General features: G+C 35.9%; 15 protein-coding genes and 1 pseudogene. 12 read left to right on the top strand and 4 right to left on the bottom strand.

The genetic code is table 11. The features are described from left to right. The first annotated feature begins 14 nt into the window (after positions 1 to 14). Together sufB and IGQ45_09625 are read left to right on the top strand one after the other, a co-directional pair. Positions 15 to 1,454 (top strand): Fe-S cluster assembly protein SufB, encoded by a 1,440-nt coding sequence (gene sufB / locus IGQ45_09630; GenBank protein ID MBF2057465.1) that lies wholly within the window; start codon positions 15 to 17, stop codon positions 1,452 to 1,454. A 139-nt stretch (positions 1,455 to 1,593) separates the two neighbouring features. Continuing rightward, positions 1,594 to 1,740: pseudogene (locus IGQ45_09625) on the top strand (IS607 family transposase). A gap of 80 nt (positions 1,741 to 1,820) precedes the next feature. On the opposite strand, the gene rimK reads toward IGQ45_09625, so the two are convergent. Continuing rightward, a complete protein-coding gene (gene rimK / locus IGQ45_09620; protein MBF2057464.1) occupies positions 1,821 to 2,723 on the bottom strand; it encodes a 30S ribosomal protein S6--L-glutamate ligase in 903 nt (300 codons plus the stop codon). A gap of 195 nt (positions 2,724 to 2,918) precedes the next feature. Here rimK and IGQ45_09615 point away from each other — a divergent pair, with 195 nt between their 5' ends. The 7 genes from IGQ45_09615 to IGQ45_09585 all read left to right on the top strand — a co-directional run bounded on the left by IGQ45_09615 (position 2,919) and on the right by IGQ45_09585 (position 18,623). After that, entirely contained in the window at positions 2,919 to 5,180 is a 2,262-nt protein-coding gene (locus tag IGQ45_09615) for a copper-translocating P-type ATPase (protein ID MBF2057463.1), read from the top strand. 203 nt (positions 5,181 to 5,383) lie between these two features. Continuing rightward, entirely contained in the window at positions 5,384 to 7,285 is a 1,902-nt protein-coding gene (locus tag IGQ45_09610; protein ID MBF2057462.1) for an AAA family ATPase, read from the top strand. A 95-nt stretch (positions 7,286 to 7,380) separates the two neighbouring features. Next, positions 7,381 to 8,124, top strand: coding sequence for a 3-oxoacyl-[acyl-carrier-protein] reductase (fabG, locus tag IGQ45_09605; protein ID MBF2057461.1), 744 nt, complete (start codon positions 7,381 to 7,383; stop codon positions 8,122 to 8,124). A gap of 190 nt (positions 8,125 to 8,314) precedes the next feature. Then, positions 8,315 to 13,303 (top strand): AMP-binding protein, encoded by a 4,989-nt coding sequence (locus IGQ45_09600; GenBank protein ID MBF2057460.1) that lies wholly within the window; start codon positions 8,315 to 8,317, stop codon positions 13,301 to 13,303. 347 nt (positions 13,304 to 13,650) lie between these two features. After that, positions 13,651 to 15,249 carry a 2,3-bisphosphoglycerate-independent phosphoglycerate mutase gene (locus tag IGQ45_09595; protein MBF2057459.1) on the top strand — a complete coding sequence of 533 codons (1,599 nt, stop codon included), beginning with the start codon at positions 13,651 to 13,653 and terminating at the stop codon, positions 15,247 to 15,249. Between the two features lie 180 nt (positions 15,250 to 15,429). Beyond that, positions 15,430 to 16,950, top strand: coding sequence for a cryptochrome/photolyase family protein (locus IGQ45_09590; protein ID MBF2057458.1), 1,521 nt, complete (start codon positions 15,430 to 15,432; stop codon positions 16,948 to 16,950). A gap of 299 nt (positions 16,951 to 17,249) precedes the next feature. After that, positions 17,250 to 18,623 carry an NAD(P)/FAD-dependent oxidoreductase gene (locus IGQ45_09585; GenBank protein ID MBF2057457.1) on the top strand — a complete coding sequence of 458 codons (1,374 nt, stop codon included), beginning with the start codon at positions 17,250 to 17,252 and terminating at the stop codon, positions 18,621 to 18,623. A 105-nt stretch (positions 18,624 to 18,728) separates the two neighbouring features. Here the strand turns inward: IGQ45_09585 and IGQ45_09580 are convergent, their stop codons facing one another. From IGQ45_09580 to IGQ45_09570, 3 genes are all read right to left on the bottom strand, one after another. Next, positions 18,729 to 19,943, bottom strand: a complete 1,215-nt coding sequence (locus IGQ45_09580; protein ID MBF2057456.1) for a DUF790 family protein — start codon at positions 19,941 to 19,943, stop codon at positions 18,729 to 18,731. Positions 19,944 to 20,071: 128 nt separating this feature from the next. Then, positions 20,072 to 20,293, bottom strand: a complete 222-nt coding sequence (locus tag IGQ45_09575; protein ID MBF2057455.1) for a DNA cytosine methyltransferase — start codon at positions 20,291 to 20,293, stop codon at positions 20,072 to 20,074. 307 nt (positions 20,294 to 20,600) lie between these two features. Then, positions 20,601 to 20,810: an AbrB/MazE/SpoVT family DNA-binding domain-containing protein gene (locus IGQ45_09570; GenBank protein ID MBF2057454.1), complete on the bottom strand. Its 210-nt coding sequence runs from the start codon at positions 20,808 to 20,810 to the stop codon at positions 20,601 to 20,603. Between the two features lie 205 nt (positions 20,811 to 21,015). Between IGQ45_09570 and IGQ45_09565 the strand changes: the two genes are divergently transcribed. The 3 genes from IGQ45_09565 (at position 21,016) to IGQ45_09555 (ending at position 24,128) form a co-directional block, all read left to right on the top strand. Further along, positions 21,016 to 21,975: an orange carotenoid-binding protein gene (locus tag IGQ45_09565; protein ID MBF2057453.1), complete on the top strand. Its 960-nt coding sequence runs from the start codon at positions 21,016 to 21,018 to the stop codon at positions 21,973 to 21,975. Positions 21,976 to 22,142: 167 nt separating this feature from the next. Then, complete coding sequence (locus IGQ45_09560) at positions 22,143 to 22,475, top strand: hypothetical protein (protein ID MBF2057452.1); 333 nt, start codon at positions 22,143 to 22,145, stop codon at positions 22,473 to 22,475. A 522-nt stretch (positions 22,476 to 22,997) separates the two neighbouring features. Next, on the top strand, positions 22,998 to 24,128 hold the full coding sequence (locus IGQ45_09555) for a beta-ketoacyl-ACP synthase (GenBank protein MBF2057451.1): 1,131 nt from the start codon (positions 22,998 to 23,000) through the stop codon (positions 24,126 to 24,128). Position 24,129: the final 1 nt, after the last annotated feature.

Below are 24,129 nucleotides of genomic sequence, written 5' to 3'. Positions count from 1 at the left end.
AAAAGAAATTTAATATGAGCGCCACCGTAAAAACTCTAGTCAATCAACCCTATAAATACGGTTTTATCACCGATATTGAAACCGATAGCATTCCCAAAGGTTTAAGTGAAGATGTCGTGCGATTAATTTCGGCGAAAAAAAACGAACCAGAATTTATGTTAGAGTTTCGCCTCAAAGCATATCGTCAATGGTTGAAAATGACTGAACCAGAGTGGGCTCATGTGGATTATCCTACCATTGATTATCAAAATATTATCTATTATTCTGCTCCTAAACAAAAGAAAGAAAAGTTAAAAAGTTTAGATGACGTTGATCCTACTTTATTAGAAACTTTTGAAAAATTGGGCATTTCTCTTTCCGAGCAAAAAAGATTAAGTAATGTTGCGGTAGATGCCATTTTTGATAGTGTTTCTATTGGTACTACTTTTAAGGAAAAATTAGCAGAAGATGGTGTGATTTTTTGTTCCATTTCCGAAGCCTTAGAAGAACATCCCTATTTAGTACAAAAATATTTAGGCTCTGTTGTACCTACTGCGGATAATTATTTTGCAGCGCTAAATTCGGCGGTATTTAGTGATGGTTCATTTGTATTTATCCCGAAAGGGGTAAAATGTCCTATGGAATTGTCCACTTATTTCCGCATTAATAACGGTGATACCGGGCAGTTTGAACGCACTTTAATCGTGGCGGAGGAGGGCGCTTCTGTTAGTTACCTAGAAGGTTGTACAGCACCTATGTACGACAGCAATCAGCTCCATGCTGCGGTGGTGGAGTTAGTGGCTTTAGACAATGCGGACATTAAATATTCTACAGTACAAAATTGGTACGCTGGAGATGAAAAAGGCAAGGGCGGTATTTATAATTTTGTGACGAAGCGCGGTTTATGTAAGGGAGTTAACTCCAAAATTTCTTGGACTCAAGTAGAAACTGGCTCGGCGATTACTTGGAAGTATCCTAGTTGTGTGTTAGTGGGTGATAATTCTGTGGGTGAGTTTTACTCAATCGCTTTGACTAATAATATGCAACAAGCTGATACGGGTACGAAAATGATTCATATCGGCAAAAATACCCGTAGTACGATTATTTCTAAAGGTATTTCGGCTGGTAACTCGAAAAATAGTTATCGTGGTTTAGTCAAAATGGGTAATAAGGCGAAGGGCGCTCGTAATTATTCTCAATGTGATTCTATGTTAATTGGAGATAATGCACAAGCCAATACTTTTCCTTATATCCAAGTGGATAATAATACCGCAACCTTAGAGCATGAGGCATCCACTTCTAAAATTGGCGAAGATCAACTGTTCTATTTTGCCCAACGGGGTATTGCGGAAGAAGATGCCATTTCTATGTTAGTAAGTGGTTTTTGTAAGGATGTTTTAAATGAGTTGCCCATGGAATTTGCGGCGGAAGCTGACAAGTTGCTTAGTTTGAAGTTGGAGGGCGCTGTGGGTTAATTTTCTTTATAACTTTCGGGTGGGCAATATCCACCCTAAGTCATGAACATGGGCATAATTTTGATAGTTGAAAAAATACATTAGTAAACTATAAAATTATGATTTAAACAATGATAGTATTAAGTGACAAAAGACAATTTTATCTCCATCAGAAGAAATGGTTGAAGATATACTCGCCATCCTCCACTGCTTCTCTAGCAGATTGTACGGACTCCGAAAATACAAGACTCAGATCCAAAAAGATACAAATTTATCCGAGTCTCGAATTGAAGAAAATGTGGAATAAATGGATGAGTGATAAAAAGACTAGATTTTGTTGGGTTTAGTTACTTCAACCCAACATACAAAGTATTGATTTTTTAATCCCTAAACAGGAATACGGTCTTTTATTTTAGTATCTACATTTTTTTCAATAAATTCAATGATTTTATCAGCCACGTCAACTCCAGTGGCTTTTTCAATACCTTCTAAACCGGGAGAAGAATTAACCTCCATTACCACAGGTCCATGATTGGATCGTAGCAGATCAACTCCAGCAATTCTTAAACCCATTGCCTTGGCTGAACGAATGGCTGTACTTCTTTCTTCGGGGGTGAGTTTGATTTTCTCAGCTTTTCCGCCACGATGAAGATTAGAGCGAAATTCTCCTTCTGGTCCTTGTCTTTTCATGGCAGCTACGACTTTATTTCCTACCACAAAACAACGAATATCAGCGCCCCCCGCCTCTTTTATAAACTCTTGCACGAGAATATTCGCATTTAGTCCTCGAAATGCCTGTATAACAGATTTTGCCGCTTGATAGGTTTCCGCTAAAACTACGCCGATACCTTGAGTACCTTCTAATAATTTAATCACAAGAGGAGCGCCCCCCACCGTTTCAATTAAACCGTCAATATCTTCCGTATCATGGGCAAAGCCTGTCACAGGTAAACCGATACCTTCTTTGGCTAAAATCTGCACACAACGTAACTTGTCACGAGAGCGAGAAATAGCTTGAGATTCATTGGCGCTGAATACTCCCATCACCTCAAACTGTCTAACTACTGCCATACCATAAAAAGTTTTGGAAGCACCGATGCGAGGGATAACAGCATCAAAATTTTCTAGGACTTTACTACCATATACCACCGAAGGCTTATGGGAAGTAATATTCATGTAACATCTCAGGTAGTTGACTACTTTGATTTCATGACCTCTTTGTTGTCCTGCCTCTCTTATTCTTCGGGTAGAATAAAGGTTACTATCTTGAGACAAGATGGCAATTTTCATCAAGCATTCCTCTTGGTTATTAATAACATTGTTTATTGTTCATTATTCCCGTTAAATTGTCCATTATTTTTTGGGCGTTGGTGAAAAATTGCAATGGTGAGAGTGATAAATTATGAATTATGAATTATGAATTATGAATTATGAATTATGAATGATTAACTATCAATTATCAATTATCAATTTAATGAATTAGTCATGGCACAAAAAATACTAGAAAAAGAACGATTCAAATTAAAAGGCATGAGTTGTGCAGGATGCGCTAATAGTATTCAAAATGCCATCGGTAAAGTTAATGGGGTAGAAGAATCTCTAGTTAATTTTGCTATGGCTGAAGCTACGGTGACTTATAATCCCCAAAAAACCACCCATCAAGCCATTATTGATGCGGTGAAGGGCGCTGGTTATCATGCTTTTGTATTACCACCAGAAGGGTTAAACCCTGAAGATGAAGCGAGGGAAAGTAAACGGGAAGAAAAGGCATTGTTAAGACGTTTTCAGTTTGGCGCCCTCATCAGCAGTTTTTTGATCATCACTTCCTTACCGATGATGACGGGTTTAAATATTCCGTTTATTCCCATGTGGTCACATCATCCTATTTTACAATTAATTTTAACTACCCCCGTGTTATTTTGGTCAGGGCGATCCTTTTGGCGAGGGGCGCTTAATTCCTTGCGCCATGGTAGTGCTACTATGGACACTTTAGTATCTTTGGGGACGGGCGCTGCTTACTTTTATTCAATTGTAATTACTTTTTTCCCTCAACTGGTGGCAAATGTAGAAGGTTTTGATGGCATGGTTTACTATGAAACTGCTTCAGTTATCATCACTTTACTACTGTTGGGGCGTTTACTAGAACATCGCGCCAAGCGTCAAACATCAGAAGCTATCACCAAATTACTACAGTTAGGAGCAAAAACCGCTAGAGTTATCAAAAATGGGCAACCTCAAGATATTCCCATGGAAGAGGTAATGGTGGATGATATTATTGTCGTGCGCCCGGGTGAAAAAATCCCTGTGGATGGGGTAATTATTGACGGGGAATCTTCCCTTGATGAAAGTATGGTGACGGGAGAATCTGAACCTGTCAAACGTGGCATTGGTGATGAGGTAATCGGTGCGACTATTAATCAAAGAGGTAGTTTTCAATTTCGCGCCACGAGAGTTGGTAAAGATACGGTATTGGCACAAATTGTGGAGTTGGTGAAACAGGCGCAGGGTAGCAAAGCGCCCATCCAAAAATTAGCGGATCAAATTACCAGTTGGTTTGTACCAGTAGTGATGGTTATCGCTTTAATTACTTTCCTTGGGTGGTGGTTAATCGGCAATAATTTTACCCTTGCTTTAGTGGCTTCGGTGACTGTTTTAATTATCGCTTGTCCTTGCGCTTTAGGGTTAGCTACTCCCACATCAATTATGGTGGGTACTGGATTAGGGGCTAGTCATGGTATTTTGGTGAAGGGCGCTGATAGTTTGGAGTTGGCACATCGTCTCAAAACTATTGTTTTAGATAAAACTGGCACTTTAACGGTAGGGAAGCCAGTGGTAACGAATTTTATCACGGTAAAAGGCACAGCGCACGAAGCCGAGGTTTTAAGATTAATGGCTAGTTTAGAACAAAATTCAGAACATCCTTTGGCACAAGCTATGGTTGATTATGCCCAACAACAGGAAATTAAACCCACTGCCACGGTAAGTAATTTTGAATCGGTGTCGGGTTGTGGGGTAAAAGGTAATGTTGACGGTAAATTAGTTCATATTGGTACGCAAAAATGGTTCAATGAATTGGGTATTAATACCACTGCTTTAGAGAAAATTTGCCCTGCGGATGTGTTTAGCAAAACTAACGCTTGGATTGCCATTGACAATGAAATTGAGGGGTTAGGGGCGCTGTCTGATGCTCTCAAACCCACATCTCTCGAAGCGGTAAAACAGTTACAAAAACAAGGTTTAGAAGTCATCATGTTAACCGGTGACAATTATCAAACCGCCGAAAAGATCGCCTCTGAAGTGGGTATAAGACGTTTTTACGCTGGAGTGCGCCCGGCGGACAAAACTGACAAAATTAAGGAAATACAGGCACAAACGAGGCATCTCGTCGGGATGGTGGGCGATGGCATCAATGATGCTCCGGCTTTAGCTCAAGCGGATGTGGGTTTTGCCATTGGCACTGGTACAGATGTTGCCATTGCTTCTAGTGATATTACTTTAATTTCGGGGGATTTGCGTACTATTTCCAGCGCCCTTCGCCTCAGTAAAGCAACCATGAATAATATTAAACAAAATCTCTTTTTCGCTTATATTTATAACGTTATTGGTATTCCCGTGGCGGCTGGAGTGTTTTATCCTTTCTTTGGTTTACTACTAAATCCGATGATGGCGGGGGGCGCTATGGCTTTTAGTTCTGTATCAGTAGTGACAAACGCGCTACGGTTAAGAAAATTGAAAATTGATCAGTAAAGTTTGTTTACAGCGCATTTCAAATGAATAAACCACGTTTTTTGTGTCTCGCCTCGATGCGCAAAGACGCAAAGATAGTATTTGTAATAATCCAAAGTGTGGTTTAAGGAAATGAAAACTGCTGTAAGTAAGTTAATTCAATTCTGCATATTTTTGCTCATCTTTTCTGATATGTAAATAGAAACCTTGAGTCTGATAAAACTATGGCACAATTATTTCCTTCTTTAGAACAATTCCCTAATCTTCGTCAAAAACCAACGGAAGGAGAATTACATTTAATCAATTTTTTGGTTGATAATTTTGATGATTCCTATGAAATCTATTTTCAACCTTTTCTTAATGGCGATCGCCCTGATATTGTTTTGATGAGGAAAAATTCAGGAGTGATAATTATTGAGGTTAAAGATTGGCATTTAAAACACTATAGACTTAATCACAAAAAACAATGGGAAGTCACTCAAAATGGGCATGATTGGCACGGTATAAAATCACCTATTGATCAGGCTTTAGCCTATAAACAAAACCTTTATGACTTACATATTGAGAATTTATTAGAAAAAAATATCAGAGAGCCAAAATATTGGGCAATTGTAACTTGTGCCGTCTATTTTCACTGTGCAAATGAAGCAGAGATCAATGATTTTTTAACCGCTAACTTCCAAGAAGAAAAAGGATATTTAAAATTTTTAAATCATCAAATAATTTTAGGTCATGATTCTTTAACAAAACAAAATTTTAATAATATATTTTACAAATATTATTTCAGTCGTAAATCAAAATATTTTGACGAGGAATTATATAACAATTTTAAACGTCATTTACAACCCCCCTATCATACAAAAGAAGAAGGAAAAGAATTAAATTATAGCCCTAAACAACAAGAATTAATCATTAGCAAAAGTGGTCAGCAAAAGGCGAAGGGCGCTGCTGGTTCTGGCAAAACTTGTGTATTAGCTAAAAGGGCAGTAAATGCTTTAAAAAGAATAGAAAATGACTATTTTCATCAACCAAAAATAATCATACTTACATACAATATTACTCTTAAAAATTATATCCATGATCGAATTAGTGAAGTGAGGGAAGATTTTAATTGGGGCAATTTTTATATTACCAATTACCATGATTTTATTACTCAAGAATTAAATAACTTAGGGATAAAAATAGAAATTCCTGATGATTTTGATAATTGGGATAGTGAAAGTCGCTCAAAATATTTTGAAACGAATTATTATAGTAATGTTGATTTATTTAATAAAAATATAAAGAAAATTAATCAATATCCTGTAATTTTTATAGATGAAATTCAAGATTATAAAAAAGAATGGGTAGAAATAATAAAAAAGATTTATTTACAAGAAAACGGAGAGTATGTAGTTTTTGGAGATGAAAAACAAAATGTTTATGAAAGAAAAATGGAAGAAGATAAAAAACCTTATACAGGAATCGGAGGTGCTTGGAATTTATTAAAACAGTCTTTTCGTTTACCATCAAATATTGCTAGTTTAGCGAGTAATTTTCAACAGGAATTTTTTGTGAATAAATATGAAATCGAGAAAGTCGAAGTTACTGACAATAATTTATTTTCTTCCCAAGAACATATTGAGTATATTTCTATGTTTACATTCTCCATCGAAGAGATAGTTAATTTGATAAAAAAACAGGTAGATAAACATAATATCCATCCTAATGATATTTGTATTCAAGGCTCAAAAGTTGAAGTTTTAAGAGCCATAGATTACTATTTTAGAAATAATCAAAAACTAAAGACAACTACCATGTTTGAAACTCAAGAAATGTATAAAAATTTAGCAAATAGTAATAAAAATCAATTAAAAATTGTTATTGAACAAATAAGAAAAAATAAAAAATACAACTTTTGGATGAATAGTGGTAACACTAAATTCTCAACAATTCACAGTTTTAAAGGTTGGGAAGTTGATACTTTATTTTTATTAATTGAAAAAGAATCAAAAGATGATCGTTTTATGACTGATGAATTAATTTATACTGCCATTACTCGTTGCCGTCACAGGTTATTTATTATAGATTTAGATGCTACCCGTTATGGGAAGTTTTTTGAATCTTTTTTATCATTAACTTATTAGACATCTCCAAAAGATAATATTTTTTCACAGTATTTCCGTTGATAAATGAGTAATTTAAGATAAACTAATCCATGCAGTATGAAAGATACAAAGACATGGAAAAGAGATTAAAAGGTCAAGTAGCGATAATTACAGGGGCATCAAGAGGTATTGGGAAAGCCAGCGCCCTTGCCCTAGCAGAAGAAGGGGCAAAAGTAGTGGTAAACTATGCTAGTAATAGTCAGTCAGCAGAAGCAGTAGTCAAAGAAATCACTGAAGCTGGGGGAGAAGCTATTGCCATCCAAGCTGATGTTTCCCAAGGGGAAGCGGTGGATAATTTAATCAAAGAAACTATCAAAACATGGGGCAAAATTGATATATTGATCAATAATGCAGGAATTACGAGGGATACTTTACTATTGCGCATGAAGTTGGAAGACTGGCAAAAGGTAATTGATTTAAACTTGACGGGGGTTTTTCTCTGTTGTAAAGCCGTGAGTAAAACTATGTTAAAGCAGAGAAGCGGTAAAATTATTAATATATCGTCAGTAGCAGGGCAAATGGGGAATCCCGGACAAGCCAATTATAGCGCCGCTAAAGCCGGAGTGATTGGTTTAACCAAAACCCTCGCTAAAGAATTTGCACCTCGTGGAGTTACTGTCAATGCTGTAGCGCCCGGTTTTATTGAAACTGATATGACAAGTGGATTACAAGCAGAAGAAATCTTGAAAATGATTCCCCTCGGGCGCTATGGTAAACCAGAAGAAGTTGCTTCTATGATTCTTTTTCTTTGTGCGTCGGAGGGCGCTGATTACATCACAGGGCAAGTGTTTAACGTTGATGGCGGTATGGTAATGTAATTAATAATTGATAATTAATTATTTTCTCACTACCCATTACCTAAAATCTCCCTTTCTCCCCTTCCCCCTCTGCTTCCCCTGCTTCCAAACCAGCGCCCTCCACCGAATATGGTATGATCTATAAATTCACCATTGTGAATTGTAAAAGATTGTTACATAATTATACAAACACTTAATAATTTCGATATACATGGGATACGTTAGATACTCTAGTTTCGTCAATCTTCTGCAAGAACGTGCAATTTCGCACCCCAACCATGTAGTATTTACATTTCTGGGAGATGGTGAAACAGAGTCTAATTCCTTGACATATCAGCAATTAGACCAACAGGCAAAAGCCATCGCTTCTTATCTGCAAGAGCATAACGCTATAGGGGCAAGGGCGCTGTTACTATATCAACCGGGCTTAGAATTTGTCAGCGCCTTTCTCGGTTGTCTTTACGCTGGAGTCATTGCCACTCCTGCTTATCCTCCCCGTGCCAATCGCTCTTATACTCGTTTGGCTACCATTATCAATGATGCCCAAGCGCACTTCGCCCTCACCACAGAAGCAGTAAAAAATAAAATTGAGCAGAAATTAACTAAAAATAATGCTATTATTGTAATACCTACTGATATAATACCTATATCCTTGGCAAAATCATGGCAACCTCTACAAATTACCGCCGATGATACTGCCTTCCTACAATATACTAGCGGTTCGACGGGCGCTCCCAAAGGGGTTATCGTTAGTCATGGTAATTTGATTCACAATTCTCAATTAATTAAAGACTTTTTTGAGCATGAAGCTAATTGTCGAGTAGCCACATGGCTTCCCCCCTATCATGATATGGGCTTAATTGGTGGAATTTTACAACCAATTTACTCTCGTCTTAATGCCATCATGCTTCCCCCCGTTACCTTTCTCCAGCGCCCCATTCGTTGGCTACGCGCTATCAGTAAGTATAAAATAAATACCAGTGGAGGTCCTAATTTTGCTTATGAAATGTGCGTTAATTCTGTCACAGCAAAGCAAAAAAAAGATTTAGATTTGAGTAGCTGGAATGTAGCTTTTAGCGGTGCAGAGCCTGTAAGGGCAGAAACTTTAGCAAAATTTAGTGATTATTTTGCCGATTGTGGCTTTAATCCCCAAGCCTTTTATCCCTGTTATGGCATGGCGGAAACTACCCTCATTGTTTCTGGTAGTAATAAACATCAATCTCCTACTGTTAAGAAAATTTCTGCTTCTGCTTTGCAAGATAACCGCATTAGTTTTAACCCCGATGATGAGGATAGTCAACAAGTAGTAAGTAGTGGGAAAGTTGCCACTGATTTTGATTGTCTCATTGTCAATCCTAATACACTGCTGGAGGGCGCTGAAAATACTGTTGGAGAAATTTGGTTAAAAGGAAAAAGCGTTACTCAAGGTTACTGGCATAAACCTGAATTAACCCAAAATATCTTTTTTGCTAAAACCGAAGATGGAGAAAATCAAGGTTATTTGCGCACTGGTGATTTAGGTTTTATTAGTAATGGAGAATTATTTGTTACAGGAAGATTAAAAGATTTAATTATTATCAGAGGTAGAAATCATTATCCCCAAGATATAGAGGAAACCGTTGGCAATTGTCATGAAGCTATTAACTCGGAAAGTGGTGCTAGTTTTGCCATCGAAAAAAATGAGCAAGAAGAATTAGTAGTTGTATTTGAAGTAAAAAGAACTTTTTTACAAAGAATTAATCAAGATGAAAAACTAACTAATGAAATATTTAATAGCATTCGTCAAGCTATCGCTGAAAATCACGAATTACAAATTTATAGTATCGTTTTAATTCGCCCCGGTAGTCTTCCCAAAACATCTAGCGGCAAAATCGCGCGCTATGCCTGTCGTCAAGAATTTCTCGCCGATAACTTAGCCGTAGTTAATCAATGGAATTTAACCTCAGGTTTAAGCAGAAAAAATAATTTTCAACAAGATAATTTGCAATTTTCAAAACATCTAAACCAAGAAAATAAACAATTTAAAAATATTGTAAATTGGTTAAAAGATAACCTTGCTAAAAGATTAAATATAAATCCGCAACAAATCAATATCAGACAGCCTTTTGTAAATTATGGGCTTGATTCTGTTCAAGCTGTACAACTTACTGCTGACCTTGAAGACTATTTAGAAGTCAAATTAGCGCCCACCCTCGCTTATGATTATCCTGACATTGAGAGCTTAACAAATTATTTAATAGGCAATAAAAGTGAGGTTATTTTAACAGAAGAAAAAAAAGAAACCAGCGCCCTCCACCGTCAGCAAATGGCAATCGTGGGGGTAGCTTGTCGCTTCCCTAATGCTAATAATCATGATGAATATTGGGATTTGTTATCAAAACAAAAATTAGCTGTTAAAAAAACTTATCTGCACCCAGCATCAGAAAGTTGGGGGGGATACATAGAAGATTATGATAAATTTGATGCACAATTTTTTGGCATATCACCAAGAGAAGCAGAAAATATCGATCCGCAACAACGGTTATTATTAGAGGTAGCCTATGAAGCCTTAGAAGATGCCAATATCAGCTTAGAAAAAATTGCAGGTAGTAAAACTGGGGTATTTATTGGTATCAGTAGCCAAGACTATGCGCAGTTGCAAATGAAACACGGTTGGGAAGTAAATGTTTATTCAGGCACAAGTAACTCTAGCGCCATTGCTTCTAATCGTATCTCTTATAGCTTTAATTTAACAGGTCCTTCATTAAGTGTCGATACCGCTTGTTCATCATCTTTAGTTGCCATACACTTAGCAGTAAATAGCCTCAGAAATAGTGAATGTGATACCGCTATCGTGGGGGGAGTTAATTTGATTTTGTTACCCGAATTAACGGAAACTTTCCAAAAAGCAGGAATGATGGCAGAAGATGGTAGATGTAAAACCTTTAGTGAAGATGCTGACGGTTATGTTAGGGGTGAAGGTTGTGGGGTGGTTATCCTTAAACCAGTAGAAAAAGCCATAGAAGATGGAGATAATATTTGGGGAGTAATTTATGGTAGCGCCATTAATCAGGATGGGCGCAGTAATGGCTTAACGGCGCCTTCGGGGAAAGCGCAACAGCAGGTTATTCAATCCGCATGGCAAAACGCTTCTATTACCCCTGATAAAATTAATTATATCGAAACTCATGGCACGGGAACGCCTTTAGGTGATCCCATTGAAGTTAATTCTTTAAGTGCTTTATTTCCTGTGATTCCTGCTGATGATGTTTTGATGCATTCCCAAAATTCTCATAGGAATACAGAAAAAAATCAAGGGAATGTTTTAGATAGTGATAAGCAAGGGAATGTTGTGGGCGATGATAAACAAGAAGATAAATTGACAGAAAAAGAGAATATTTGTTGGATTGGTAGCGCGAAAACAAATATAGGGCATTTAGAAGCGGCGGCTGGCATAGCAGGGTTAATTAAAACGCTGTTAATGTTGCGTCATAATACCATACCACCGATTATTAATTTTTCTCGTCTCAATCCTTATATTAACTTAACTGATAGTCGTTTAAAAATTGCTACAGAAATGGTTAAATGGCATTCTAATTCCCCTCGTTTTGCAGGTGTTAGTTCTTTTGGTTTCGGTGGCACTAATGCCCATGTTATTGTAGGAGATATGATATTGTCAGGCAATAGGCAAGAGGCAAAAGGCAATGATTTAGACAAAAGGCAAGATGTTAATTTTAGTAGTCAAGAGGTAACAGGGGAGAATGAAGAAAATAACCCTCCTGATTCTCTCCTTGAAAGGGGGGAGGTTAGAGAAAATATTCATAAATCATACTTGCTAACATTGTCAGCAACAACTCCATTAGCCTTAAAAGACTTAGTTACAAAATATCTTGATTATTTAGAGACAAAAACCGATGATGACATAGGTAATATTTGTTATACCACGCAACAAGGGCGCACTCCCTTTCCTCAGCGCGCGTCAGTGGTAGCTAATAGTATTGCTGATTTGCGAGAAAATTTAAGTAATCTATCTATCCCTGAAAATAGTCAGACGATTAGTAATAAAGAGATAGTCTTTTTATTTACAGGACAAGGATCACAATATCACGGCATGGGCGCTGGATTATATCAAACCTGCGCCAGTTTTCGAGATACTGTCAATTATTGTAGTGAAGTTTTAAAACAATATTTAGATATTCCTCTCACAGAGGTAATTTTTCAGGAAGACAAAAAAGATTTACTCAATCAAACTATTTATACTCAATCAGCTATTTTTGTTATTGAATATGCTTTGGCGAAATTATGGCTATCTTGGGGTATCAAACCTAGCTTAATGATAGGGCATAGTATCGGGGAATATGTCGCTGCCACTTTAGCCGGAGTTTTTAGCTTAGAAGATGCTTTAAAATTAGTTGCCCACCGTGGCAAGTTAATGCAACAATTACCTCTAAACGGTGGCATGGTATGTTTATTCACTAATATTCTTCAAGTGAATGAATTAATTAAACATACAAATTTAGCTTTAGAAGTCTCTGCCATTAATAGTGATAATAATATTGTGGTGTCTGGTTTATTGGAAGATTTAGAGATATTAGAAAGTAAAGCCAGTTTAGCAAGTATTAAATATCGTCGTTTGAAAGTGTCTCATGGTTTTCATTCTTCTTTAATGCAACCGATACTAGAAGATTTCCGTAAAATTGCTAGTGAAATTACTTACTATCCCGCTGATAATCATATTATTTCTAATGTTACCGCAACGGTGGAGGGCGCCCTCCTCACCACCCCTGATTATTGGGTGCAACATATCATTAAACCTGTTAGATTTGCAGAAAGTATTGAAATATTAAAACAACAAGGCTATCAAATCTTTTTAGAAATCGGTGCGAAACCAACTTTATTAGCAATGACAAGATTAATTATTGAAAATCAAGCCAATGATTATCTTTGGTTGCCGAGTTTGCGTAAAAATGAATCTGATTGGCAAATGTTGCTTACCAGCCTAGGCAGTCTCTATCAGCAAGGCATTAGCATTAATTGGCATGGTTTTCATCAAGATGACGTTAATTTAACTAAAGTTTCTTTACCTAACTATGCTTGGCAACATCAAAGTTATTGGCATGGGGAAAACTATCGAGGCTTACTTAACAATCCCAGTGATAATTGGTTATACGAGATTACTTGGGAAAAAGATACTAATTTTGCTATAACTATTGATAATTAGGTGTTGCTGAAAAAGTCTTTCGATGACGATAGGTGTTAGGCATGAGGTGTCAGGTTTCAGGTTAAAGAAAGAAAAATCAAGGTTTTGAAGCGTTATATTTTCAACAAAAACACAAGTGTATTGTGAATAATTAGATTTGAAATGCTCAATCTTAAGTCAAAATTGCCAAAAATGTACACTTTTTTGTAAATTGTGTCTAAATCTTTGATTTTAATAGCTTTCCGATTTATTCAGGAGACCCTAAGTAGTGAAAACATGACCAAAAAATGTTCACCATTAACTGTTTGAATGTTATTATCAAGGGGCAGATTCACAGACAATCAATATAGAGAAGACTAGAAAGTATTATGAGTAAAGGGATAGTTTCTCCAGTAGTTTTAGTTATATTAGATGGGTGGGGTTATCGAGAAAATGAGAGAGCAAATGCCATCGCTTTAGGCAAAACCCCAGTAATGGATAGTTTAACGAAAGTATATCCTTATACCCTAATCAATGCTTCTGGGAAGGCTGTGGGCTTACCCCAAGGGCAAATGGGTAATTCGGAAGTAGGACATTTAAATATTGGTGCAGGTAGGGTAGTGCCTCAAGAATTGGTGAGAATTTCCGATGCGGTGGAAGATGGTTCAATTTTTAGTAATCCTGCCCTTGAGTCAGTATGTCAAGATGTCATAAAATCCCAAGGTAAGTTGCATTTAATTGGTTTATGCTCTGATGGTGGTGTCCATTCCCATGTCGATCATCTTCTCGGTTTATTAGACATGGCTAAAATACAGGGCATTAGTGATGTCTGTGTTCATGTTATCACTGATGGTCGTGATACCAACCCCACTGATGGTATTAACTATATAAAAGTCATTCAAGAGCATATCAGTAAAATAGGTATCGGTAAAATTGTTACGGTTTGCGGGCGCTATTATGCCATGGACAGAGATAGGCGCTGGGATCGTACGGAAAAAGCCTATAATCTTTACACTCAGGATGGAGAAATTGACGGTAGAGATATAATTCAAGTTGTGACGGATTCTTATGAGCAAAATATTAATGATGAATTTATCGAACCAACTCGCATTGCGGAGGGCGCTGTAAAGCCAGAAGATGGGGTAATATTTTATAATTTTCGACCAGACCGCGCCCGTCAGTTGTGTTACGCTTTGACTATGCCCGATTTTTCAGGATTTAAGCGAGAATTGATTACACCCCTTCACTTTACTACTTTCACTCAATACGATCCTAATTTACCTGTAAAAGTTGCTTTTGAGCCTGAAACGTTAACCAACTTACTAGGGGAAGTGATTGCCAAAGCTGGTTTAAAACAGTTTCGCACTTCAGAAACGGAAAAATATCCCCATGTTACCTATTTTTTCAATGGCGGTTTAGAGCAACCTTATGAGGGAGAAGATCGTCAATTAGTACAAAGCCCCATGGTTTCTACCTATGATAAAGCGCCCGCCATGTCAGCAATAGAATTAACGCAAATTGCCTCAGAAGCTATCACCAAAGGAGTTTATTCTTTTGTGGTGTTAAACTATGCTAATCCTGATATGGTAGGGCATACAGGAATGTTGGATAAAGCCATCGAAGCCATTGAAACCGTAGATACTTGTCTAGGTAAATTATTAGCTAGTGTTAATCAAGTTAGTGGTACAGTGATTATTACGGCGGATCATGGTAATGCTGAGTATATGAGTGATGAGGAAAATAATCCTTGGACAGCGCACACCACCAATCAAGTACCATTTATCCTTATTGAAGGGGAAAAACGAAAAATACCGGGTCACGGCGGTGAAGTTCAGTTGAGAGAAAATGGTAAACTGGCGGATATTGCCCCCACCATTTTAGAAATTTTACAGCTACCTCAACCCCGTGAAATGACTGGACAATCTTTGATTAGTAAGGCGGAATATGATGTTAAAATTAGTCGTACCCCTGTGAGTATTTCTATGTAGGGGTTGCTGAAAAAGTATATTGGGTGTTGGTAGGGAAGAGGGAAAACAGAATTATTAAATAATAATCCATAAACTTTTAACTTTTATTTTGCTGTAAGTCTTATTCAGTAATAATTATAAGCATTGTTTTTTATTAATTTATCATAACCACTGTAGAATAACCATTATTTTGAGTAAAAAATGACTGTTGGAATTTGGCTTTTAGGAGACCAATTAAATAAAAATAATTCTGCTTTATCGAGTTGTATAACAGCAAAAAAAGATACAGTTATTTTATTAATTGAATCATTAAATCTAGCGCCCCTCACCGTTTACCATGCCCAAAAATTGACCTTAATTTGGTCAGCAATGCGTCATTTTGCTGAAGATTTACGCAGTGAGGGATGGCGAGTTACTTATGCCATTAACGATGATACTGAAATGGTTTTTCAGCAGTGGATTAAGGATAATCAAATTGATGAATTAAAACTTATTAATTCTAGTGATAGGGGAGGGGCGCTGGATTTTCAACAGACAGTCAATAATACTAATTTTACGGGTAAAATTAATTACTATCATAACGATAACTTTCTTTGGCAAAAAGATGATTTTGAAGAATGGGCAAAGGGCAGAAAAAAGTTAATTTTAGAAGACTTTTATCGCCTCAGTCGTAAAAAATTTAATATTTTATTAGAAAATGAAAAAACTCCAGTAGGAGGAAAATGGAATTTAGATCAAGAAAACCGTAAACCACCGAAAAAAAATATTATCACTCCTCCTGTTTTAACTTTTTCTCCTGATCAAATTACCACTGAAGTTATGCAAAAAGTGGCTAAAATGTCAAGTAATACCTATGGCAATTTAAATAACTTTAATTGGGCAGTTACTCGTCAAGACGCATTGAAAGTATTAGATCACTTTATCGCCCATCGTTTAAAAGAATTCGGAACTTATCAAGATGCCATGATAACGAATGAAGAATTTATGTGGCATGGTTTAATTTCTCCTTATATAAATATTGGTTTATTGCAACCATTAGAAGTAATAAAAGCTGTGGAAAATGCTTATTATAATAGTGAAGAAATTCCCTTAAATTCAGCAGAAGGTTTTATTCGTCAGGTGTTGGGGTGGCGAGAATATATGCACGGTATTTATCATCATGTGAATGATGATTATGGGGAATTAAATTACTTTAACCACCAGCGCCCTCTACCAGAGTTTTTTTGGAATAATAGTAAAACGGACATGAATTGTTTAAAACAAGTGTTAAAACAAACAGAAAATACTGGTTATGCGCATCATATTCAACGGTTGATGATTTTAAGTAACTATGGTTTGATTGCCGGAATTTCTCCCCAAGCACTAAAAAGCTGGTTTCATAGCGCCTTTATTGATGCTTACGATTGGGTAATGCAAACAAATGTACTAGGAATGGGACAATTTGCTGACGGGGGTATTTTAGCATCAAAACCTTACGCATCTTCGGCAAATTATGTCAATAAAATGAGCGATTATTGTAAAAATTGTCGTTATAATTATAAAGAAAGAAGTACAGAAAATGCTTGTCCTTTTAATTATTTATATTGGGATTTTTTAGGTAGAAATGAGGAAAAATTACGCTCTCAAGGGCGCATGAATTTAGTTTTAAAACATCTCGAAAAAATTACCCCAGAGGAATGGCAAAAGATGCGACAAAACAGCGCCCTTCACCTTAATTTATAATTGCTCAATTACTTTAGGTATGATAAATTATTGCTTGTTAAAAAGAGATTATGAATTATGAAATAATCATTTCCTTTACCCTTTTAACTCATTGTTATATCAAGTTTGCTTGACCACTTACAAATTAGTAATATCAACATCTTAGTTCAATTTATTGAACGATTTCCTCGTTAGCCGTGTAATTCATTACACGGTGGGTAAATTACGAAGATATAATGTTTTATAAAAGATTACCCGAATATGATATTAATTATTGTTAATTATTCATTACTATTTAGCAAACTTCTATTTAAAAGTACATGATTTTAAAATATGATTTAATTATTATTGGCATAAATTTGACCCTGATCAAAAAAGCCCAAATAATGGCAAAAAAAGGAGCAAGAATAGCTATTATTTCCCCAGTTATGTTAGATAGTAGTGAGATAGATCAATATATTTTTCAATATTTGCAACCAACATTATTTGATTTAAAAAACTTTGATCAACGTCAAGAAATATTATTAGAATATAAATCAATTTTAGTTAATAACTATTTAGCTACATTATCAGAATTAGGTATTCATTTTATAAATGAATCATTTACTTTCATTAAAGATAAAAAAAAATTAACCATTACAACAAATCATCATATCTTACAAGCTAAATCTTATTTATTAGCTGACTTACCATATCAAACTAAATTATCCTCTCAGTTTAATTTTAGTGAACAAAAATATTTAACAATATGGGATATATTTAACTATAAAAATCTCGATTTACTAGGCAATAAATTAGTTATTATTGGTAGTGATATAATTGCTATTAATTTGGCAGAAATTTTAGTTAAAAAAGGCAAAAATGTTACTTTATTAACCCCTAATAGCAATTTTTTACCAGCAGAAGATGATGATATTTCCTATGCGCTAGAATGTCGGCGAGGGGCGCTGGGTATTAAAATTGTGAAGAATTCCCCTCTAACTCAAATTAAAAATATCGAAAATATAACTTGGTTACAAATAGGAGATTATGCCGTAGAAACAGAGCAAATTATTATTACTGAAGATTGTTTAACTAAAGATTTTAATTTAGATAAATTAGGCTTAAATCACTTAAAAATTAACAATCATAATGAAAGAATAATGGTTAATAGTAAACTGCAAACTAGCGAACCATCTATTTATGTTTGTGGTAGTATGTTAGGCGGTTATAACTGTGATAATTTAACAGATTATGAAGCTAATATCGCTATTGATAACTGCTTATTTTTACCTATCAATCAAGTTGATTATACTTCCATAACATACCAACTCAATACCAATCCTAAAATTCATCATGTAGGCTTAACAGAATCTCAAGGAAAATCTAATTACGCTGGGGATATTCAAGTATTAAAAGTTAATTTTAATGAGAATAACGATAATTATTTATCCAACCAGACAGGATTAGTCAAATTAATTCTTGCCAGTAATCATCTTATTTTAGGTTGTCATACATACGGATTAAATCAACCAGATTTAATTAATATTATTAGCCTGATGATAAAAGAAAAGAAAAAAATTACTTATTTGTTTAACTATAATTTTAGAGAACCAATTTTAAGAGATATAGTCATCAATATTGAAAACCAATGGTTAATCAATAATCAAAAAAATATTAATTGGGAAACTTGGTTGATTTGGACAAGAATTTAAATATTTGGTCATAAAAAATAGTATTTTTTCATCCTATATCTGTCTTCTATTAAAAATCTTCTCGATATCTAACCCAGTAATAATAAAATTAATTTTTATCAAACTTTAACTAATAACCTTTAATACATCTTGGGGTTGAAGTTTTTGTTTAAACCAAACAATTTTATTAGGTAATTCATTAAAATTCACTCCAGCTTTAGCAAGGTTTAAGCGCTCAGAAATCGCTAAAACTAAATTATCCTTTTCTACTTTTTGAACTTGATAAAATTTCTTTTGTAAATATTTTGGACTCCAATAACCAACAATTTCTAACAAAAATTCTCTACCATCGGGATGAATAATACGAAAATCGGGAATCATCACACTACCCGGCACAGGCAATAAATCAACTTCCCTTTCTAATCGCCATAGTGTCTCTAATTTTGCCCAACTTCGAGCAAAAGACTCCTCCAAAAGACTATCATAAGTAGTATTAATATTATAATGACTAACCAAGCCACAACTATCATCGAGATGAAAATGTAAAGTCTTATTTCCCTTGCCATAATTATCCTTGAGAGATAATTTTGCTTGTAAACTCCACTTTCTCACATGAAGTAAAGCTGGAATCATTTTGGCTAAAGCTAAACCATAACGCGTGCTACTCTTGAAAAGACTGGTCGGACCATCTATATTAATAGTAAATCCTGTATCAGCATCTCCCTCAATGTAAGTCATTAAATCAAATAACTTGAGATAACGAAATAATTGCTTATACTCTCCCGGTTGGTTACGATGGGCATGGATAATAATTTCACTAGCACGATAAAAAATTCCTTGCACTTGCGATAAATTATAACGATGAATAAGAGTTTCTGGTTGCGGTGACTCAAATTCTGTCAAAATTCTATTTTCCTGTAAATCAGCGTATAAACCTTGCTCAATTTCGGGCATAAATACTTCTCGATTTAACTCTTCACTAAGTTTCTGGGCGACTTTTTCGAGGAGAATTGGTTTATTTTCTGGAATCGGTAACGATTGGGAAGCATAACTAAAAACTTTTTCCCTTAATTTTGATGGCATCAAAGGGCTAACTATTTCAAATTGACTGAAATGGTTTTTGAGGAGGTGCGCTAATCCTCTTTTGATGCGATAATCAGGGCTATCTCCTTCTAATTCTTTTAGCTTTTCGTCAACATAGCCTTGAGTTTTGCCAATACAAGTTTGAAAACAGTCAATTTGCTCACAGGCTAAAAATAAGTTAGATTTACTGAGGGCTAGTTTTTTAGGGATAATAGTTTGACTATCATAACGGTGAATTAATAAATCAGTTTTAAGCATTTTTCTTCAGAGGTTTTGTCTCGCAAAGTTGCTAAGGTTTTATTTAAGAAATTTAAGAGAAAAAGAAAGTTTTGAGATATTTTTTATTCTATCTTTTTTCAAGATGTTAAACACATTAATTCTGATATTTAAGTCTTTATGAAGCATTGCTTTAAAGTACTTTGTATTAAGAATTTAATTACATTGACTACCACACTATTGTCGAATTGCTTATAGGCGATATTTTTATTATTGCTAATGATAAAATTATCAGGAAAACCCATGATTCTAGCGCACTCCCTCGGTGCTAATTTACGGATTTTGTTATTAACTAAATAGATGCCAGTTTTAGCGCCCTTCACCACATCCACCTTATACTTTGTCTTATATACTTGATATTAACTTGCACACAATCATCAAAGTAAGAACAGTGAAAAGTAATCTTATTTCCCCCCCTACAAAAATTCGATGGTTTTAGCTGAAAGTATAAATGGAAGCTAAAAAGGTAATATTAGTAACTTGATGGTAGTGATATTGATTTTGTGGACGCATCAATGCTGAATTAGAGTAAACCCTTATCCCTTAAACCATTAGCACCCCCATATTCGCTGATTTGCTCTTGATGAATCATTGTAACTAAATCCAGGGATAACCAATGAATATTCACTTTGCTAACTCTCATAAAGCATTGCAATATTGTTTCATTACCTCTCGTGCGGTGTCCATTTCTTCTTCAAATTCAGGATTATAAGGGGTAATTTTAAAGCCGTTAGAGGTAGGAGTAAGATAAAGATGATCGCCTTTTTTTATGTGCATTTTGGCTAATACTTCTTTGGGTAATACAACCCCTGTGGAATCACCGATGGTAGTTACCTTGAGTTTTAACATCATCTCATTCTAAAATTTATTAGAAACAACATTATAATCTTTTAAAAACTTGAAAAGTATTTCTCGCTAGTAAATATGATAGATTTCAGCTTACCATGATTTCCTCACTCATTATTGTCGCATAATCCACACCTTGAGCTTAAACTTTTCTTTACAAAATGACAGTAAGATGTTTACAGAAATTTAAAAACAACGAGGTAACAATATGCCTTTTACCATTGATTCAGCTCGTACCATTTTCCCACAAACCCTAGCGGCGGATGTTGTACCAGCAACCATTGCCAGATTTTCTCAGTTAAATGCAGAAGATCAATTAGCCTTAATTTGGTTTGCATACTTAGAAATGGGTAAAACCATTACCATTGCAGCGCCCGGTGCCGCTAGTATGGTATTAGCTGAATCAACCCTCAACGAAATCAAAACCATGACACCGCAACAACAGTCACAGGTAATGTGTGATTTAGCCAACCGTGCAGATACCCCTATCGGTCGTACTTATGCAGTCTGGAGTGCTAACATCAAATTAGGTTTTTGGTATCAACTCGGTAAATTTATGGAAGAGGGTTTTGTAGCGCCCATCCCCCCCAGTTATCAGTTATCAGCCAATGCTAACGCCGTTTTAGACGCCATCAAAAAATTAGAATCAGGACAACAAATCACCGTATTGCGTAACGCCGTAGTGGATATGGGTTATGATGTCAATAAACTAGGTAACGTTACCCGAATTTCCGAACCAGTAGCGCCCCCCAAAGAAGTTTCCCAACGTAGTAAAGTTACTATTCCTGGCATCAGTAATCAAACTGTCTTAGACTACATGGATAACTTAAATGCTAACGACTTCGATACCCTGATCGAGTTATTCATGGCAGATGGTGCATTACAACCTCCTTTCAAGCGCCCCATTGTCGGTAAAGAAAGCATCTTACGTTTCTTCAAAGAAGAATGCCAAAACCTCAAACTAATCCCCCAACAAGGAATTATTGAACCTGCTGATGATGGTTATACTCAAATTAAAGTAACAGGAAAAGTGCAAACCCCTTGGTTTGGTGGTAACGTGGGCATGGATATTGCTTGGCGCTTCCTTCTTAACCCTGATAATAAAATCTTCTTTGTCGCTATTGACTTATTAGCATCTCCCAAAGAATTACTAAACTTAATTCGTTAATCATCCTTTACGGCGATGCACTGCCCACCGTAATTTTCAAAAATTAAATTAAAAAAAAGAGTTTTTCTCGAAAGAAAAACTCTTTTTTTTGCGGTTTACCGAAAGATATTGATATTATATAGTAATCTTCAAAATTTCTTATATATCTATCTAATTCATAACCAATTATGTCCACAACAGTTACCCATACAGGATGGAATCCTCTTGAAATACAAATCAGTCATCAAGTTTTGCAAAAAGCCTATGGGCGCGAAACAGCAACTTTAATGGCAGAAGTTAAAAATCAGACTGATAATATGACAAATATTGAGCAATTATGGCAAGTGCATGATCTTTTAAGTGCCAAGCGCCATGATCTCGATGGTAAATATGATAATCGAGAAAGTATGTTAGTCTTTACTTTTGCTCAATTATTAAAGGAAGGTTGGATTAGTTTAGAAGAGTTAAACGGTTTAGATTCTGGCAAGTTAGCGAAAATTTCTTCTTTGTCAAAAATGTAAAAAAGAGCATTTTTAAAATTTACCCTCACCCCTAACTCCTCTCCCACAGGAGAGGGCGGGGCTGTTTCATCGTAGCAAAGTAAAATGGGCTATAATCTTTAGCCTATAAGTATCAGAGAGTTTTTTGCTCTTGACATTTTAGTTATTATTTAAAAATTTTGAGAAAATCTTTTTTCATCAAAAACAATCAAAACTGATTACTTTTTACTTGTTATATCAAGTTCGGATAATTAGTTACAAATAGATTATCTCTCCGCACTTTATCCACCGTGTAATGAATTACACGGAACCAATAGGTTTACGTTCAATAAATTGAACTAAGATATTGATCTCACTAATTTGTAAGTGATCGCGCAGCGGCAGCCTTCGGCTGATCAAACGGACTTGATATTACTTATTATTTTGTCTCAACTAAAAATTTTAGAATGAAACAGCCCTGCATAAGTGAGGGAAGTAATATTTTCTAATAGTCAAGCAAATAAAAAATTAATTTTGCCTGAAAACTTCCTAAAATATTAACTAATGAGTCAAGAAAAAATTTTAGTTACAGGTATAGGGATATTATCTTGCTTAGGAGATAAACAACAAACATGGGAAGCCCTAAGTTTAGGGAAATGTGGGCTAAAATTGCAACAACCTTTTGATTTCCTTCCCCCTTTACCCCTTGGCTTAATTAACAAAAACCCCAGCGCCCTCCACCCCATCACCGACAGGGTAATAAAAGCCACCTTAAAAGATGCCCAAATCAGCGCCCCTCAACCAGATATGGGCGTGGTAATTGGTTCGAGTCGAGGTTGTCAGGGAAACTGGGAAACTATGGCACAAACTTGGTTAGCAGAAAGGAAAATTAAGGGTAATTGGTTAACTAATTTACCTTCTCAACCGGCACAAATGGCGGCGCACTTCCTGCAAACCAGCGCCCCTGTGTTAGCGCCCATGACGGCTTGTGCCACGGGATTAACGGCTGTTGCCCAAGGCTACGAGTTAATCAAACGGGGTTACTGTCAGAGAGTAATTGCTGGGGCGGTGGAAGCGCCCATCACCCCATTAACTATGGTGGGATTTCGTCAACTAAAAGCCCTCAGTCGTAACGGTTGTTATCCTTTCGCTTCTTGTCGAGACGGCATGGCATTGGCTGAGGGAGGGGCGCTGTTAATATTAGAAACGGAAACTTCTGCCAAACAACGACAGGCTAAAGTTTACGGGGAAATTATCGGTTGGGGTTTAACCTGTGATGCTAAGGAAATGACAGCGCCCGAAGCCTCAGCAGATTCAGCTTTATGGGCGATTAAACACAGTTTACGCCATGGTAATGTAAACATAACAGATATTGATCACATTCAAACCCATGGTACGGGAACAGTTTTAAATGATGCTAGAGAGGCTCTATTGATTAGTAAATCTTTTCCTCAGCAACCTTATATTAATCACCTCAAAGGCTCACTAGGTCACTGTTTGGGAGGTTCAGGGGCGCTGAGTTTAGCTTTAACTCTCATGTCTTTACAACAACAAACATTATTGCCTAATCATAACCATGGTGATTATGACCTTAATTGGGTGAATAAGGTGGAGGGCGCTGATTTTCACTATTCTCTCTGTTTTAGTTTTGGTTTTGGGGGACAAAATGCCGTAATTGCTGTTAAACGTTGCTGAA

The sequence above is a fragment of the Cyanobacterium sp. T60_A2020_053 genome (assembly GCA_015272165.1).
Lineage (GTDB): Bacteria > Cyanobacteriota > Cyanobacteriia > Cyanobacteriales > Cyanobacteriaceae > Cyanobacterium.
Note: the sequence above shows the minus strand (reverse complement) of the source record. Positions and strands in the feature narration are given on the sequence as shown.